The organism is Xanthomonas sp. NCPPB 901 (assembly GCF_056725085.1).
In genome coordinates this window covers 2,185,604-2,202,135 of sequence record NZ_CM161511.1, presented here as the reverse complement: position 1 = coordinate 2,202,135, position 16,532 = coordinate 2,185,604, and the positions used below count along the sequence as shown (strand labels likewise).

General features: G+C 69.3%; 12 protein-coding genes. 10 read left to right on the top strand and 2 right to left on the bottom strand.

All coding sequences use genetic code 11. The features are described 5' to 3' along the window. Positions 1-49: 49 nt before the first annotated feature. Positions 50-490 (top strand): hypothetical protein, encoded by a 441-nt coding sequence (locus AC1PME_RS09090; RefSeq protein ID WP_254461396.1) that lies wholly within the window; start codon positions 50-52, stop codon positions 488-490. Between the two features lie 175 nt (positions 491-665). Next, positions 666-1,406 carry a carbon-nitrogen hydrolase family protein gene (locus tag AC1PME_RS09085; protein ID WP_307550035.1) on the top strand — a complete coding sequence of 247 codons (741 nt, stop codon included), beginning with the start codon at positions 666-668 and terminating at the stop codon, positions 1,404-1,406. A 231-nt stretch (positions 1,407-1,637) separates the two neighbouring features. Here the strand turns inward: AC1PME_RS09085 and AC1PME_RS09080 are convergent, their stop codons facing one another. Together AC1PME_RS09080 and AC1PME_RS09075 are read right to left on the bottom strand one after the other, a co-directional pair. Next, on the bottom strand, positions 1,638-3,071 hold the full coding sequence (locus tag AC1PME_RS09080; protein WP_307550033.1) for a class II fumarate hydratase: 1,434 nt from the start codon (positions 3,069-3,071) through the stop codon (positions 1,638-1,640). A 382-nt stretch (positions 3,072-3,453) separates the two neighbouring features. Continuing rightward, on the bottom strand, positions 3,454-4,458 hold the full coding sequence (locus tag AC1PME_RS09075) for a YiiG family protein (RefSeq protein WP_481097918.1): 1,005 nt from the start codon (positions 4,456-4,458) through the stop codon (positions 3,454-3,456). Positions 4,459-4,831: 373 nt separating this feature from the next. On the opposite strand from AC1PME_RS09075, the gene AC1PME_RS09070 reads away from it, so the two are divergent. From AC1PME_RS09070 to lpdA, 8 genes are all read left to right on the top strand, one after another. Beyond that, positions 4,832-6,151 carry a hemolysin family protein gene (locus AC1PME_RS09070; RefSeq protein ID WP_481097917.1) on the top strand — a complete coding sequence of 440 codons (1,320 nt, stop codon included), beginning with the start codon at positions 4,832-4,834 and terminating at the stop codon, positions 6,149-6,151. Positions 6,152-6,188: 37 nt separating this feature from the next. Further along, positions 6,189-7,556, top strand: coding sequence for an adenylosuccinate lyase (gene purB, locus AC1PME_RS09065; RefSeq protein WP_254461253.1), 1,368 nt, complete (start codon positions 6,189-6,191; stop codon positions 7,554-7,556). Positions 7,557-7,623: 67 nt separating this feature from the next. Continuing rightward, positions 7,624-8,211: a DUF3060 domain-containing protein gene (locus AC1PME_RS09060; protein ID WP_481097916.1), complete on the top strand. Its 588-nt coding sequence runs from the start codon at positions 7,624-7,626 to the stop codon at positions 8,209-8,211. A gap of 217 nt (positions 8,212-8,428) precedes the next feature. Continuing rightward, positions 8,429-9,679, top strand: coding sequence for a ribosomal protein uL16 3-hydroxylase (locus AC1PME_RS09055; protein ID WP_254461251.1), 1,251 nt, complete (start codon positions 8,429-8,431; stop codon positions 9,677-9,679). A gap of 7 nt (positions 9,680-9,686) precedes the next feature. Next, the gene (locus AC1PME_RS09050) at positions 9,687-10,583 is read left to right on the top strand and encodes a GNAT family N-acetyltransferase (protein WP_481097915.1); all 897 of its coding nucleotides are present in this window, start codon (positions 9,687-9,689) and stop codon (positions 10,581-10,583) included. 183 nt (positions 10,584-10,766) lie between these two features. After that, positions 10,767-13,592: a 2-oxoglutarate dehydrogenase E1 component gene (locus tag AC1PME_RS09045; RefSeq protein ID WP_307550025.1), complete on the top strand. Its 2,826-nt coding sequence runs from the start codon at positions 10,767-10,769 to the stop codon at positions 13,590-13,592. Positions 13,593-13,639: 47 nt separating this feature from the next. Continuing rightward, a complete protein-coding gene (gene sucB / locus AC1PME_RS09040; protein WP_481097914.1) occupies positions 13,640-14,854 on the top strand; it encodes a dihydrolipoyllysine-residue succinyltransferase in 1,215 nt (404 codons plus the stop codon). Positions 14,855-15,003: 149 nt separating this feature from the next. Further along, complete coding sequence (lpdA, locus tag AC1PME_RS09035) at positions 15,004-16,440, top strand: dihydrolipoyl dehydrogenase (RefSeq protein ID WP_254461247.1); 1,437 nt, start codon at positions 15,004-15,006, stop codon at positions 16,438-16,440. Positions 16,441-16,532: the final 92 nt, after the last annotated feature.

The following is a 16,532-nucleotide window of genomic DNA, read 5'->3' as shown; positions in this document are numbered from 1 at the left end:
GGCCGCCGCACGTTCTAGAATGCCGTCACTCCCCTACCGCACCGCCCCCATGAAGAAGACGCTGTTCGCCTGGTTCTCGCTGCTGTCGCTATGCCTGCTGCTCGCCGCCTGCGGCGGACGCGGCGGCGAGACCGCCTCCTCGCGCGCCGAGCGCAGCAAGCCGCGGGTGGCGGTGGACAGCATGACCGTGATGCTGCGGCGTGCGCCGGCCGCCAACGCCACCATCGGACCGGACGGCAGCCTGCGCATCGACGACATCGAACTGCCGTTGCCCGCCGCCCAGCGCAGCGAGCTGCAGCAGTTGTTCATGCACCTGCAGATGCAGCGCCAGCAAACCCTGGAGACCGCGCCGCCGGACCCGAACATGCGCTCGGTCGGCTTCGCGCCGACTCCGGAAATCACCGCAGCGCAGGCGGCGGTATTGCGCGACATTCCCTCGCTGCAGCCGTACCGCGACAGCTTCGGCAACCTGCAGGCCGAGCGCCGCTGAAGCGGCGACCGCGCTGCGCTCGCGCGTCTCCGCCCTCCGTCCTCCGTCGATCGGCCGATGACCGTCGCGGTGACCGCGCGAGCGATCCGACCCGACATCGGCGTGGTCGGCCGTCTCACGGCAGGGCAGACCGCCCTCCCGTCCCGATGTAACGACACGTTCCAGGAAGACCCGGATGCGGATCGCGGCCATCCAATGCGCGGCCATCGACGACGACCTGGACGGCGCCTGCCAGGTCATCGTGCAGCGCCTGCGCTGGGCCGCCGCGCAGGCGATCGACCTATTGGTATTCCCCGAAGCGTTCCTGCTCGGGCATTCCTACGATGCGCAGACGATCCGCCGCCGCGCCCGCCAGGCATCGGAGGCGGCGCTGGACGCGCTATGCCGACACGTGGCGGGCTTCGAGACGACCCTTGTCATCGGCGCATTCGAACTGCGGCCTCCGCACGTCTTCAATAGCGCGCTGGTGGTCGAGCACGGCCGGATCGCCGGACGCTACGCCAAGGCCCATCCCAACGAACCGGTGGTGAGCGCGGGTCGCGACTTCCCCACCTTTGTCAGGTCGGGCCTGCGCTATGGCATCAATGTCTGCAACGACGCCAACCATGCCGACGCCGCCGCGCGGATCGCTGCGCAGGGCGCCGCCCTGATCGTGTACCCGCTCAACAACATGCCGCCGCAGACCGCGGCGCGCTGGCGCGCGAGGAGTCTGCAGAACCTGGTGGATCGCGCGCGGCAGACCCATTGCTGGATCGCCTCGGCCGACGTGACCGGCATGGCGAATGGATATGTGAGTCACGGCTGCACCGCGATCGTCGCGCCCGATGGCCGGATCGTGGCGCGTGTCCCCGAGTCGAGCGAAGGCGCGGCGGTGTACGACGTGCCGAAACCGCCGCCTGCGGCAACGCGCGGTTGAAAGGAACCTCCAACAAGCTGCGTTCGCCACGCATTTCGCTGCCCGGTAGGAGCGGCTTCAGCCGCGACAAGCGCGCCCGGCCTGGTCGCGGCGGATCCGACAAAAGGGGCGCAAGAACCGTCTCTGCGCATGCCTGTTATCGGTATGAGGCTCCCTGAAGCGGTGCACCGCCCACCCGCGCACCGCGCCGGCGTCCGCGACGGGGCGCGGCGGCGCGGTCACGGGCCAAACTCAGCCGCCGCCGCCCGCGCCGGCGTGGATGCCGCCTTCGGTCAGCGCGGCGGGGTCCAGCAGCCGGCGCAGTTCGTCCTCGCCGAGGCCGCTGTCCTCCTTCGCCACCTCCAGCACCGGCCGGTTCTCCTTGTAGGCGCGCTTGGCGATCGCCGCGGCCTTTTCGTAGCCGATGATCGGATTCAGCGCGGTGACCAGGATCGGGTTGCGGTCCAGCGCCTCGCGCACCCGCTCCTCGCGCACCTTGAGCCCGGCGATCGCCGAGTCGGCCAGCAGCAGCGACACGTTGCTCAGCAACTGGATCGACTCCAGCAGGTTGGCCGCAATCAGCGGCAGGGTCACGTTCAACTGGAAGTTGCCGGTCTGCCCGGCCACGGTGATCGCGGTGTGGTGGCCGATGACCTGCGCGCAGGCCATCACCGTGGCCTCGGGAATCACCGGGTTGACCTTGCCCGGCATGATCGAGCTGCCCGGCTGCAGCGCCGGCAGTTCGATCTCGCCGAGGCCGGCCAGCGGCCCGGCGTTCATCCAGCGCAGGTCGTTGGCGATCTTGATCAGCGCCACCGCCAGCGCATTGAGCTGGCCGGACAGTTCCACCGCGTCGTCCTGCGCGGCCAGGCCCTCGAACTTGTTCTCGGCGCTCTCGAAGCTGTGGTCGGTCAGCGCCGACAACGCCTTGGCGACCTTGCCGCCGAAGCGCGGATCGGCATTGATGCCGGTGCCGATGGCGGTACCACCGAGCGGCAACCGGCGCAGGCGCTTGAGGCTGTCGTCGATGCGCGCCTGCGCCGACAGCAGTTGCGCCGACCAGGCGCCGAACTCCTGGCCGAAGGTCAGCGGCATCGCGTCCATCAGATGGGTGCGCCCGGTCTTGACCACGCCCTGCAGTTGCTTGGCGCGCTTGTCGATCACCTTGCGCAGATGCTTGAGCGACGGCAGCAAATGCTCGCGCGCGGCCAGCAGCGCGGCGACGCGGATCGCGGTCGGCACCACGTCGTTGGAACTCTGGCCGAGGTTGACGTGATCGTTGGGATGCACTGCCGGCAGCGCCTTGCCGCCGTGCTTGCCGGCGCCCTTGGCATGACGGTTGGCCAGCGTAGCGATGACCTCGTTGGCGTTCATGTTCGACGAGGTGCCCGATCCGGTCTGGTAGATGTCGATCGGGAAATGCGCGTCGTGGCGGCCGTCGGCCACCTCCAGCGCCGCGGCCTGGATCGCCTTGGCGACGGCCTTGGGCAACAGCTCCAGATCGGCGTTGACCCCGGCCGCGGCGGCCTTGATCAGGCCAAGCGCGCGGATGAAGCCGCGCGGCATCGGTCGCCCGGACACCGGAAAGTTCTGCACCGCACGTTGGGTCTGCGCACCCCACAAGGCGTCCGCAGGCACCTGCAGTTCGCCCATGCTGTCGTGTTCGACCCTGTATGTGTCACTCATCGCGCAATCTCCGCATCTGCATGAAAGGAATCCATCGGCGCCGTCGTCGGACGTCCGGGGAGGCAGGCTGGCGGGCGTGCGGCTGGCGCGCGCATTATCCGCGGCGCAGCGCCCCGCGTCAGCCAGTGTGCGCCGGCGGATGTTAGGAATGCCTGGAGGCGTGTGCGCCCGGCCGGGGCCTGCCACGCGCGGCAGGCGCAGGCCGGGACACGGATGGCCTGCGCGCCGGAGCGTTGCGCGCGTGCTGCGCGAATACTGGCGGCTAGGCGTGGGCGCCGCATCGTCACCGGAGAAGCAGCCATAAGATGCCACGCCGATGCCGTTGCCGCGCGCGGCGACGACACCGGCGGGACCGGCGGCCTTGCGCCGCCGGCCCGGAGGCTCAGCGCTGGCGGTTGCTCTGGAACACCAGGTCGTTGTAGCGCTTCATCAAGCGTGCCGGCGAGCCTTCCGGCGCGACGATCGGATTGTCCAGCGAGCGCCGCTCGAATTCGCTGTACGGAACCTTGTCCGCCACCCGCTTGATCCGCGCCTTGGCTTCCTTGCGGAAATCCTCCGCGGCGCTCTCGAAACCGCTCCAGTCGGACTTGCCCGGCTCCTGGTTGGCGACCTTGGCGTGCGCTTCGTCGGACAGGCTGTTGAAACCGGCCACCAGCGCCGTGGCCTTGGCGGTGTCGAAGTCGTCGTCCTGCATCAAGCCGACGATGTCCTTGGCCTCGAGCATCATCGACAGCCGGTAGAAGTCGCGGGTGCGGCCCTCGGCCTTCTCCATCGCCTTCAACTGCTCGCGCTGCGCGGCATCGTTCTGCGCGTCCAGCTCATGGCTGAACGCCTCGCTGGCCTCGTGGAATTCGGACAGCGCGGCCATCAGCGGCGCATGCAACTGCTTACCCTTGGCGAACTGGTCGTCCTGGTAGTCCTCGCGGTCGTAGTAGTCGCGGGCCTGGTTGGCCAGCGGCTGCAGCGTCTTCAACGCGGCCTGATAGCGCTTCGCCGCCGTATCCAGCGCCGGCAACGCCGGCTTGGCCGCGATCGCCTGGGTCATCGGCGCGTCGCACAGCTTCATCGCGTATTCGTCGATCGGGGCGGGCCCGTACACGCTGGTTTCCTTGCCGGTGGGACCGGCCTTAGGGTCGGCCATCCAGCGGATGTACTGTTGCGCGCCTTCGTGGATGCGCCCATCGACCTTGTTGAAGCATTCGATGTAGGCATTGAGCTTGCTGGTCAGCGCCTGGTCCGCGGCGCTGGCGGCAGCATCGGCGGATGCATGGCTGGCATCGGCACTGGCATCGGAATCGGTCGGCGTGGCGGACGGCTTGCCACCGCATGCGCTCAGGAAAACGGACACAGCGACGGCCAGCGCCGCCACACGCAAAGAGGATTTCATATAGGAAAGGACGATATTGAAAACGGTTACAGAAAGTCTAGCAAACCAAAAGATCGTCGCAGCGTGATGGCGGGAGGGCCGGGATTGGGGCGTCGGAATCGGGGATTCGCAAGCGCGGTTGCGCGCTCGTCCAGGTGATTCGTTGGCGACGCTCGCCTGTGACGGACTGCGCGAGACGGCGCGTGCCGGCGGCGGCCACGCAGCGCATCGGCTAGACTGCGGCGACGTATCACCGATGGAACTCTCACGCCGCCATGGGCGACGCATCAGACTGTAGATGCCGGCGCACGCTGCGCCGGGCCACGCACCCCGCCGTTTCCAGCCCGCCCACCCCGCGCCATGACGCGCCAGCGGCGCGCGCCGGGGAACGCAGATGATCGGCAACCTCCTGCTGCTGGCACTGGCGATGCTGCTGGTGCTGCTCAACGGCTTCTTCGTCGCCGCCGAGTTCGCCCTGGTCAAGCTGCGCCACACCCAGGCCGTGGGCCTGGCTGAGCATCACGGCTGGCGCGGCCGCCTGCTGCTCAACGTGCACGGTCACCTCGACGCCTACCTGTCGGCCTGCCAGCTCGGCATCACCCTGTCCTCGCTGGGCCTGGGCTGGGTCGGCGAGCCGGCCTTCGCGCACCTGCTGCAGCCGCTGTTCGACCTGCTGGGGCTGAGCGAGGAGGCGGCGCGCCTGAGCGCCTTCATCATCGCCTTCAGCGTCATCTCGTTCCTGCACATCGTGCTCGGCGAACTCGCGCCCAAGTCGATGGCGATCCGCCGCCCGGAGCGCATGTCGCTGTGGACCGCCGCGCCGCTGTACCTGTTCTACTGGGCGATGTACCCGGCGATCTGGCTGCTCAACACCAGCGCCAACACGCTGTTGAAGGCCATGGGCTGGGGCGACATCGAACATGCCTCGCACCGCTACTCGCGCGAGGAACTCAAGCTGATCGTCGGCCGCCAGCAGCCCGCCGGCGATGCGCGCGACCACGAACTGACCCTGATGAGCCATGCGCTGGAGTTGCCGGAGCTGGTGGCCGGCGACCTGATGCGCGCGCGCGACCACCTGCGCGCGTTCCGCGACGGCATGCCGCTGGAGGCGGTGCTAGCCGAGTTCGCCGACAGCCGCTACAGCCGCTACCCGTGGTTCGACCGCGACGGCGAGCAGGTGCTGGGCATTCTGCACATGAAGGACCTGCTGGTGGAGATCGCACGCGGCCGCCGCAGCGACGACCTGCGCCCGCTGCTGCGCCCGGCCAACCTGATCGCGCTGGAGACGCCGGTGCCGCTGGTGCTGGAGCGCTTCCGCAGCGGCGCCACGCACATGGCGCTGTGCGTGGACGAGCACGGCCGCATCCTCGGCTACTTCACCCTGGAAGACCTGCTGGAAGTGGTCGTCGGCGACATCGAGGACGAGCACCCCCACGTGGTCAAGGACGCGCCGACCCGCGGCGCCGACGGCAGCGTGCTGGTCGCCGGCTCGACCTCGATCTTCCGCCTCGAGCGCCTGCTCGGCCGCGACCTGCGCGCGCCCGAGCACCTCAATTCGGTCGGTGGGCTGATCGTGCACCGGTTGCAGCGCCTGCCCGAGGAGGGCGAGCGCCTGGAGCTGGACGGGCACCTGTTCACGGTCAAGCGCATGGCCGGGCACCGCATCCAGGCGGTGAGCGTGCGTCTGGCGCCGGCCGAGGCCGCGCCGACGTAGAATGGCGCCCCCGCCCGACACCACCGCCCGCCCCGCCATGTCCGATTCCGCCCTGCTCGCCCTGTCCCCGCTCGATGGCCGCTACGCCGGCAAGGTCGACGCCCTGCGGCCGATCTTCTCCGAATACGGCCTGATCAAGGCGCGGGTGAAGGTGGAGATCGAATGGCTGCTGGCGCTGGGCGCCGAGCCGGGCATCGGCGAGCTGGCCGCGTTCTCGCCGGCGGCGGCGCAGCGTCTGCGCGCGTTGGCCGACGGCTTCGGCGTGGAGCACGCGGCGCGGGTCAAGCAGATCGAGCGCACCACCAACCACGACGTCAAGGCGGTGGAGTACTTCATCAAGGAACAGCTCAAGGACGACGCCGAACTCGGCCCGGCCCTGGAGTTCGTGCATTTCGCCTGCACCAGCGAGGACATCAACAACCTCAGCTACGGACTGATGCTGGAGCAGGCCCGGCGCGAGGTGCTGCTGCCGACGCTGGACGCGGTGATCGCCACGCTGCGCGCCCTCGCCCATGCGCAGGCCGCGCAGCCGATGCTCTCGCGCACCCACGGCCAGACCGCCTCGCCGACCACCCTGGGCAAGGAAGTGGCCAACGTGGTCGCGCGCCTGCAGCGGCAACGCCAGCAGATCGCCGCGGTCGAGCTGACCGGCAAGATCAACGGCGCGGTCGGCAACTACAACGCCCACGTCGCCAGCTACCCCGACGTCGACTGGCCGGGCTTCGCGCAGCGCTTCGTGGAAAGCCTGGGCCTGGTGTTCAACCCCTACACCACCCAGATCGAGCCGCACGACAACGTCGCCGAACTGGGCGACGCCACCCGCCGCGCCAATACCGTGCTGATCGACCTGGCCCGCGACATCTGGGGCTACATCTCGCTGGGCTACTTCAAGCAGAAGCTCAAGGAAGGCGAAGTCGGTTCCTCGACCATGCCGCACAAGGTCAACCCGATCGACTTCGAGAACGCCGAAGGCAACTTCGGCATCGCCAACGCCCTGTTCGAGCACTTCTCGGCCAAGCTGCCGATCAGCCGCTGGCAGCGCGACCTCACCGACTCCACCGTGCTGCGCGCGCTCGGCACCGCCTTCGGCCACACCCAGGTGGCGCTGGACTCGCTGGCCAAGGGCCTGGGCAAGCTCACCGTGAATCCCGAGCGCCTGGACGCCGACCTGGACGCGGCCTGGGAAGTGCTGGCCGAAGCGGTGCAGACGGTGATGCGCCGCCACGGCCTGCCCAATCCCTACGAACAGCTCAAGGCGCTGACCCGCGGCCAGGGCATCACCGCCGCGTCGATGCGCGCCTTCGTCGAGAGCCTGGAGCTGCCGGAGGACGCCAAGCAGCGCCTGCGTGCGCTGACCCCGGGCGGCTACGTCGGCCTGGCCGAGCGGCTGGCGCGCGGCATCTGAGCCGCGGCCCGTCCATCCTGGGTTAATCCGCCGCGGGCATGCTGAGGGTTCACAGCAGAGCCCCGTGATGAAACGCACCCCGTTGTTTGTGCTGCCGCTACTGGTCCTGGCCGGCTGCGCACAGGCGCCCCGCCCGCCGGCCGGCGATGGCGCCCACGCCGCTGCCGGCCGCACCCTGGTTATGCTCGCGGCGGCACCGTCCGCCGGCGATATCGCCGATGGCGACGAAGGCGACGCCGAGGCACCGATCCGCATGGCCGCCTCGGCCAGCGGCGACATCGACTGCGACGGCCGCGACCTCAACATCGTCGGCCGCGACGCCACCTTAGTGCTGCACGGGCACTGCGCCACCGTCAGCCTGTTCGGCCGCAATGGCAACCTGCAGATCGAGCGGGCCGACACCCTGCGCGTGCTCGGCGACGACGCCCAGGTGGCGATGCGTGGCGACGCCGGGCAGGTCGCGCTGTTCGGCCGCAACGGTCGGCTGCAGATGGCGCGCATCGCCACGCTGGAGGTGTCCGGCGACCAGAACCAGCTGCAGGCCAGCGAGATCGGCACCATCGCCCTGCACGGCAACGACAACGCCATCGTCCAGCGCAGCGGTCGCGCGCGGGTCGATGACGGCGGCCGCGACAACCGCATCCTCGGCCAGTAACGCCACAGCGCCCGCCCGCGACGCGGTTGCGGCGCGCCGCCGCCGTCCCGACGCGGCCGGCGGGCCGCAGGGCCCCTGCCGCCGGATCGCCGCGGCCGACGCCGATCCGGCAACTCCCACGATGGCTCCACGCGCCAAACCGGCGGACAATGGCCGGGTTCGGCCGGCGCCGCTGCGCGCCCGCCCTTTCCTTCCGCGTTGCAAGGACCCACCGCACATGGCTGCCCGCAAGACCGTCGCTCCCGCCTTCGAACTCCACGCCCGCCCCGGACAACCGCTGGGCATGCCCGCGGCGACCTTCCTGCGCGACTACTGGCACAAGCGCCCGCTGCTGATCCGCAACGCCTTCCCCGGCTTCGTCTCGCCGATCGAGCCGGGCGACCTGGCCGGCCTGGCCTGCGAGGAGGCGGCACTGTCGCGACTGATCGAGCACGACCGCGCCAACGACCGCTGGCGCGTGCGCAGCGGCCCGTTCCAGGAGCACGAGTTTCCCGGCATGCCCGACCACGACTGGACCCTGCTGGTACAGGACGTGGACAAGTGGGATCCGGACATCCGCGCCCTGCTCGCGCAGTTCCGCTTCCTGCCGCGCTGGCGGGTGGACGACGTGATGGTCAGCTTCGCCGCGCGCGGCGGCTCGGTCGGCGCGCACGTGGACCACTACGACGTGTTCCTGCTGCAGGCCCACGGCCACCGCCGCTGGCAGATCGACGCCAGCGCCGCGCTGGGCCGCCCGGCGCCGCCGACCGACTTCCGCGACGACGTGGAGCTGAAGCTGCTGCGCCAGTTCGAGCCGACCCACGACTGGGTGCTGGGGCCGGGCGACATGCTGTACCTGCCGCCGCTGGTGCCGCACCACGGCGTCGCCGAAGACGCCTGCCTGACCTTCTCGGTGGGCATGCGTGCGCCGTCCTCGGCCGAACTGATCGCCGATTACCTGGACACCCTGATCGACGGCGCCGACGAGACGCTGCGCTACCACGACGAGGACCTGCAGGCGCCGGCCGACCCGTACGAGATCGACGCGGCGGCGATGGGCCGCGTGGTCGAGGCGCTGAACGCGCTGCGCATGAACGACCCGGACCGGCTCGGCGCCTGGTTCGGCCGCTTCATCACCACCTACCGCGCCGCCGGCGAGATCCTGCCGCCGGCCGGGCTGCCGCCGGCGGCGGAGATCGCCGCGGCGCTGGAACAGGGCCTGGTCCTGCAGCGGCATCCGTGGGCGCGGCCGGCCTGGCGGCGTGCCAGCCGCGGCGCGATGCTGTTCTGCAGCGGCCTGGAGTTCGCGCTGCCGGTCAAGGACGCCAAGCGCCTGGCCGCGGCCGAACACATCGACGGCACGGACTACGCGGCGCTGTCGGCGGCCGGCAAGCAGACCCTGCTGGCGCTGATCGAAGGCGGCTTCTACCAGCCGCTGGATGCGCAGGACGACGCCGACGACGCCGACGAGCACGCCGAGGCGACCTGATCCGACCATGCCCGGCCCAGGTTTCCGCATCGCTGCGCTCGACCCCGTCCGCGACGGCGCCGAACTGCGCGCGCTGCGTGCCGCGGCCGGCACCGTCGCGGACCCGGCCGACGCCGCCGCGGCCCAGGATGCGCTGGGAGAGCACCTGGTGGCGCGCAGCGACGACGGCCAGGCGGTCGGTGCGGCCCGGCTCGGCGCGGACCGGCGGATCGCCGCGTTGACGGTGCTGCCGGACTGGCGCGGGCGCGGCGTCGGCAGCGCACTGCTGCGCGACCTGATCGCGCAGGCACAGCGCCGGCACTGGCCGCAACTGGAGCTGCACGCCCCGGCGGCGGCCGTGGCGTTCTGCGCCCGCCACGGCTTCCTGCCGCCGCCGGGCGGCGCGGCCGCCGACGCAGCGGCGGTGCCGCTGCGCCGCCGCTTCGACGGTGCCGCGGCAATAGAGGACGCGGCGATGGCGATCGCCGCCAGCATCGCGGTGCTGGCCCAGGCCCGCCGCCAGGTACTGATCCACAGCCGCGCGCTGGATCCGGGCCTGCTCGACGATGCCCGGGTGCTGGAGCAGTTGCGCCGCTTCGCGGTCGCCGCGCACGCCAAGCAGGTCTGGGTGCTGCTGCACGACGCGGCGGCGCCACAGCGCGCCGGCGCACCCTTGCTGGCGCTGGCGCAGCGCTTGCCCAGCGTGTTCCAGTTCCGCGAAGTCAGCGATCCGGTCGACCGCAGCGACGCCACCGCCTACCTGGTCAACGAGGGCGGCGGCTACTACTTCCGTGGACTCGGTCACCGTTACGACGGCGAAACCGACCTGCTCGGCGGCGGCCGCGCGCGCCAGCTGCGCACGTCCTTCGCCCGGGTCTGGGAGCGTGCGCGCCCCTGCAGCGAGCTACGCGCGCTGGGCTGGTGACGCGGCCGCGACCACGCCGCCGCATGCGCCATGGATGAACCGGGATCGGCCCGACCACGCCGAATGCACACCCCGGCAGGTTCATGGGGGTATAATTTTTTCGCTTGATTACGCCCGCGCGGCCCCCGCGTCCGCCGGTCCCTACCGCAAGCCAACCCAACAAAGCGACCCGACCCCACCATCGTGGACAATCTACTCAAGCAGTTTGCGCAGTCATCGCAACTCGCCGGCGGCAATGCCGCCTATATCGAAGACCTGTACGAACAATATCTGGTCTCTCCCGACAGCATCGATCCCAAGTGGAAAACCTACTTCGACGGCTTCCAGGGCCGCGATGCCGGTGACGTCCCCCACTCTGCGGTCATCGCCCACATCGCCAGCGCCGCGCGCCAGGCCGCCAACAGCGGCACCGGCCCGAGCGGCGACGAGCGCGAGCGCCATGTCGGCCGCCTGATCACCGCCTACCGATCGCGCGGCCACCTCGGCGCGCGCCTGGACCCGCTGGGCCTGACCCCGCCGGTGAACCCGCCGGACCTGGGCCTGCCGTTCCACAGCCTGTCGGAAAGCGATTTGGGCAGCGAGTTCAGCACCGGCGGCCTGGGCGGCCAGCCGCGGATGAAACTGCGCGACCTGCTGGCGCGGCTGAAGGCGACCTACACCGGGTCGATCGGCAGCGAGTTCATGCACATTTCCGAGTTCGAACAGCGCCAGTGGATCTACCAGCGCCTGGAGAACGCGGGCGGCAACATCGCCGGCGACGCCGCCAGCCGCCGCCGCACCCTGGAGCGGATCACCGCCGCCGAGGGCCTGGAGCGCTACCTGCACACCAAGTACGTCGGCCAGAAGCGCTTCTCGCTGGAAGGCGGCGACTCGCTGATCCCGATGATGGACGTGCTGGTGCGGCGCGCCGGCAACGACGCGGTCAAGGACATCGTGATCGGCATGGCCCACCGCGGCCGCCTCAACGTGCTGGTCAACACCCTGGGCAAGAACCCGCGCAAGCTGTTCGACGAATTCGAAGGCAAATTCGAGCACGCCCACGACGACCGCGCCCACACCGGCGACGTGAAGTACCACATGGGCTTCTCCGCCGACGTGGCGGTGGCCGACGGCAAGTCGGTGCACTTGGCGCTGGCGTTCAACCCCTCGCACCTGGAGATCGTCGATCCGGTGGTGGTCGGCAGCGTGCGTTCGCGCCAGGAGCGCTACGGCGACGCCGCGCGCAAGTCGGTGCTGCCGGTGATCATCCACGGCGACGCCGCGTTCGCCGGCCAGGGCGTGGTCATGGAGCTGTTCCAGATGTCGCAGGCGCGCGGCTTCGCGGTCGGCGGCACCGTGCACATCGTGGTCAACAACCAGATCGGCTTCACCACCAGCGCCCGCGACGACGCCCGTTCCACGCTGTACTGCACCGACGTGGCCAAGATGATCGGCGCGCCGGTGTTCCATGTGAACGGCGACGATCCGGACGCGGTGGCGTTCGTGGCCAACCTGGCCTACGACTTCCGCCAGCAGTTCAACAAGGACGTGGTCATCGACCTGGTCTGCTACCGCCGCTGGGGCCACAACGAGGCCGACGAGCCGGCGGCGACCCAGCCGGTGATGTACCAGACCATCCGCAAGCACAAGACCACCCGCGAGCTGTACGCCGCGCAGCTGGAAAGCGAAGGCGTGCTGCAGGCCGGCGAGGCGCAGGCGCTGGTCGACGGCTACCGCAACAAGCTCGACTCGGGCGAGTACACCACCGAGCTGGCGACCCGCAAGCCCGACGAATTCGCCATCGACTGGTCCAAGTACCTGTCCGGCAAGCTGACGGACAAGGTCGACACCACGGTCAAGCGCAAGACCCTGGACCAGCTGGCCAAGATCATCACCACCATCCCGAGCGGCGTGGAACTGCACCCGCGCGTGGCCAAGATCTACGAGGATCGGGTGAAGATGGCCGCCGGCGAACTGCCGGGCGACTGGGGCTTCGCCGAGAACCTGGCCTACGCCACCCTGCTCGGCGAAGGCCACAAGCTGCGCCTGGTCGGCCAGGACGCGGGCCGCGGCACGTTCTTCCACCGCCACGCGATCCTGCACGACCAGAAGACCGACAGCTACTACCTGCCGCTGCGGCAGCTGGTGGAGAACCCGGAAGACGCCACCGTGATCGACTCGCTGCTCAGCGAGGAGGCGGTGATGGGCTTCGAGTACGGCTACTCCACCACCGATCCCAATGCGCTGTGCATCTGGGAAGCGCAGTTCGGCGACTTCGCCAACGGCGCGCAGGTGGTGATCGACCAGTTCATCGCCGCCGGCGAAGCCAAGTGGGGCCGTATCTCCGGCCTGGCGCTGTTCCTGCCGCACGGCTACGAAGGCCAGGGTCCGGAGCACAGCTCCGCGCGCCTGGAGCGCTTCCTGCAGCTGTGCGCGCTGGAGAACATGCTGGTCTGCGTGCCGACCACCCCGGCGCAGGCCTTCCACATGATCCGCCGGCAGATGCGCATGTCCACGCGCAAGCCGCTGGTGGTGATGACGCCCAAGTCGCTGCTGCGCCACAAGCTGGCGGTGTCGACGCTGGAGGAGCTGGCCGACGGCGAGTTCCAGCACCTGATCCCGGACGCCAAGGCCGACCCGAAGAAGGTCAAGCGCGTGGTCGCCTGCTCGGGCAAGGTCTACTACGACCTGCTCGAGGACCAGACCAAGCGTGGCCAGGACGACGTCGCGATCCTGCGCGTGGAGCAGCTGTATCCGTTCCCGCGCGCGCTGCTGGCCGCCGAACTCAAGCGCTACGGCAATGCCACCGACCTGGTCTGGTGCCAGGAAGAGCCGCAGAACCAGGGCGCCTGGTACCAGATCAAGCACCACCTGCAGGCCTGCCTGGCCGACGGACAGAGCCTGCACTACGCCGGCCGCGCCCGTTCGCCGTCTCCCGCCGCCGGCCATTTCGCCGAGCACGTGGAAGAACAGCTGAAGCTGGTCGCCGATGCGCTGCTGAATCCGTTCAACGACCAAGTCGCTGAATAAATCCCTTTTCACATTCCAAAAAAGACACCACTAGGACGCCCCCTGCAATGGCCACCGAAGTCAAAGTTCCGGTACTGCCCGAATCCGTATCCGATGCCACCATCGCCAGCTGGCACAAGAAGGCCGGCGACGCGGTCAAGCGCGACGAGAACCTGGTGGACCTGGAGACCGACAAGGTCGTGCTGGAAGTGCCCTCGCCCGTCGACGGCGTGCTGAAGGAGATCAAGTTCGAGACCGGCGCCACCGTGACCAGCTCGCAGATCCTGGCGATCATCGAGGAAGGCGCGGTCGCCGCCGCGGCGCCGGCAGAGGCCAAGGCCGCCGAGGCACCGAAGGCCGAGGCGCCCAAGGCCGCCGCCGCCGAAGCGCCGAAGGCCGCCAAGGCCGAGGCGCCGAAGGCTGCCGGCGATGTCTCCAGCCTGCCGCCGGGCGCGCGCTTCAGCGCCATCACCGAAGGCGTGGATCCGTCGCAGGTCGAAGGCACCGGCCGCCGCGGCGCGGTGACCAAGGAAGACATCCTCAACTACGCCAAGAACGGCGGCGCCGGCAAGGCCAGCGGTGCGCGTCCGGAAGAGCGCGTGCCGATGACCCGCGTGCGCAAGCGCATCGCCGAGCGCCTGATGCAGTCGAAGAACTCGACCGCGATGCTGACCACCTTCAACGAGGTCAACCTGGCCAAGGTCTCGGCCGCGCGCAAGGAACTGCAGGACGAGTTCCAGAAGGCCCACGGCATCAAGCTCGGCTTCATGAGCTTCTTCGTCAAGGCCGCGGCCAACGCCCTGCAGCGCTTCCCGCTGGTCAACGCCTCGATCGACGGCGACGACATCATCTACCACGGCTACAGCGACATCTCCATCGCCGTGTCCACCGACAAGGGCCTGGTCACGCCGGTGCTGCGCAACGTCGAGCGGCAGTCCTTCGCCGACATCGAGCAGGGCATCGCCGACTACGCCAAGAAGGCGCGCGACGGCAAGCTGAGCCTGGAAGAACTGCAGGGCGGCACCTTCACCGTGACCAACGGCGGCACCTTCGGTTCGCTGCTGTCGACCCCGATCATCAACCCGCCGCAGAGCGCGATCCTGGGCATGCATGCGATCAAGGAGCGTCCGATCGCCGAGAACGGCCAGGTCGTGATCGCGCCGATGATGTACCTGGCGCTGTCCTACGACCACCGCATCATCGACGGCAAGGACTCGGTGCAGTTCCTGGTCGACATCAAGAACCAGCTGGAAAACCCGGGCCGGATGCTGTTCGGCCTGTAAGAGCCGGGAATCGGGAATGGAGAGAGGGGAATGGGACAAGCGCCCATTTCCCTGCCCTGTTCCCGCCTGGACCTGGATGGGAGGCGGCAGGCGCATGCGCTTTTGCGACTCCCCATTCCCTATTCCCCATTCCCGTGTGAGCGAATGAAATGAGCGAACAATACGACGTCGTCGTCATCGGTGCCGGTCCTGCCGGCTATCACGCGGCCATCCGCGCCGCCCAGTTGGGCCTGAAGACCGCGTGCATCGACGCGGCGCTCGGCAAGGACGGCAAGCCGGCGCTGGGCGGCACCTGCCTGCGCGTGGGCTGCATCCCGTCCAAGGCGCTGCTGGATTCCTCGCGCCAGTTCTGGAACATGGGCCACCTGTTCGGCGAGCACGGCATCAGCTTCAAGGACGCCAAGATCGACGTCGCGGCGATGGTCGGGCGCAAGGACAAGATCGTCAAGCAGTTCACCGGCGGCATCGCGATGCTGTTCAAGGCGAACAAGATCACCCCGTACTACGGCTTCGGCGAGCTGCAGCCGGGCAACGTGGTCAAGGTCAAGCAGCACGACGGCAGCGAAGTCGAGCTCAAGGGCACCAACGTGATCCTGGCCGCCGGTTCGGATTCGATCGAACTGCCGTTCGCCAAGTTCGACGGCGAGACCATCGTCGACAACGTCGGCGCGCTGGACTTCACCGAAGTGCCCAAGCGCCTGGCGGTGATCGGCGCCGGCGTGATCGGCCTGGAACTGGGCAGCGTGTGGAAGCGCCTGGGCGCCGAGGTCACCATCCTCGAAGCGCTGCCGGACTTCCTGGCCCTGGCCGATGCCGAAGTGGCCAAGACCGCGCTGAAGGAATTCAAGAAGCAGGGCCTGGACATCAAGCTCGGCGCCAAGGTCTCCAAGACCGAGGTCACCGGCAAGGGCAAGAAGCAGGAAGTCGTCGTCACCTATAGCGATGGCGAAGGCGAGAAGAGCCTCACCGTGGACAAGCTGCTGGTGGCCGTCGGCCGCCGCGCCGCCACCAAGGGCCTGCTGGCCGAAGGCACCGGGGTCAAGGTCAACGAGCGCGGCCAGATCGAGGTCGATGCGCACTGCCACACCGGCGTCGACGGCGTGTGGGCAATCGGCGACTGCGTGCGCGGGCCGATGCTGGCGCACAAGGGCTTCGAGGAAGGCATCGCGGTCGCCGAGCTGATCGCCGGCCTGCCCGGCCACGTCAACTTCGACACCATTCCGTGGGTGATCTACACCGAGCCGGAAATCGCCTGGGTCGGCAAGACCGAGCAGCAGCTCAAGGCCGAAGGCGTGCCGTACAAGGCCGGCAGCTTCCCGTTCGCGGCGATCGGCCGTGCGGTGGCGATGGGCGAGCCGGCGGGCTTCGTCAAGGTCATCGCCCACGCCGAGACCGACCGCGTGCTGGGCATGCACCTGGTCGGCGTCGGCGTCTCCGAACTGGTCCACGAAGGCGTGCTGACCATGGAGTTCAACGGCTCGGCCGACGACCTGGCGCGCATCTGCCACGCCCACCCGACCCTGTCCGAAGCGATCCACGACGCGGCCATGGCGGTGAGCAAGCGGGCGATTCACAAGGCCAATTAAGGCCGGGAAACGGGAGTGGAGAATCGGGAATGGCAAGCGCATTCCCGGCACTCCACTCCCACCGCATGACGCCGGACTCAGGTCCGGCGTCA

What these genes read in the sequence shown, in the direction of transcription:
- AC1PME_RS09090 (WP_254461396.1), top strand. Translation starts at nt 50, where the DNA reads ATGAAGAAGACGCTGTTCGCCTGGTTCTCGCTGCTGTCGCTATGCCTG.
- AC1PME_RS09085 (WP_307550035.1), top strand. Translation starts at nt 666, where the DNA reads ATGCGGATCGCGGCCATCCAATGCGCGGCCATCGACGACGACCTGGAC.
- AC1PME_RS09080 (WP_307550033.1), bottom strand. Translation starts at nt 3,071, where the DNA reads ATGAGTGACACATACAGGGTCGAACACGACAGCATGGGCGAACTGCAG.
- AC1PME_RS09075 (WP_481097918.1), bottom strand. Translation starts at nt 4,458, where the DNA reads ATGAAATCCTCTTTGCGTGTGGCGGCGCTGGCCGTCGCTGTGTCCGTT.
- AC1PME_RS09070 (WP_481097917.1), top strand. Translation starts at nt 4,832, where the DNA reads ATGATCGGCAACCTCCTGCTGCTGGCACTGGCGATGCTGCTGGTGCTG.
- purB (WP_254461253.1), top strand. Translation starts at nt 6,189, where the DNA reads ATGTCCGATTCCGCCCTGCTCGCCCTGTCCCCGCTCGATGGCCGCTAC.
- AC1PME_RS09060 (WP_481097916.1), top strand. Translation starts at nt 7,624, where the DNA reads ATGAAACGCACCCCGTTGTTTGTGCTGCCGCTACTGGTCCTGGCCGGC.
- AC1PME_RS09055 (WP_254461251.1), top strand. Translation starts at nt 8,429, where the DNA reads ATGGCTGCCCGCAAGACCGTCGCTCCCGCCTTCGAACTCCACGCCCGC.
- AC1PME_RS09050 (WP_481097915.1), top strand. Translation starts at nt 9,687, where the DNA reads ATGCCCGGCCCAGGTTTCCGCATCGCTGCGCTCGACCCCGTCCGCGAC.
- sucB (WP_481097914.1), top strand. Translation starts at nt 13,640, where the DNA reads ATGGCCACCGAAGTCAAAGTTCCGGTACTGCCCGAATCCGTATCCGAT.
- lpdA (WP_254461247.1), top strand. Translation starts at nt 15,004, where the DNA reads ATGAGCGAACAATACGACGTCGTCGTCATCGGTGCCGGTCCTGCCGGC.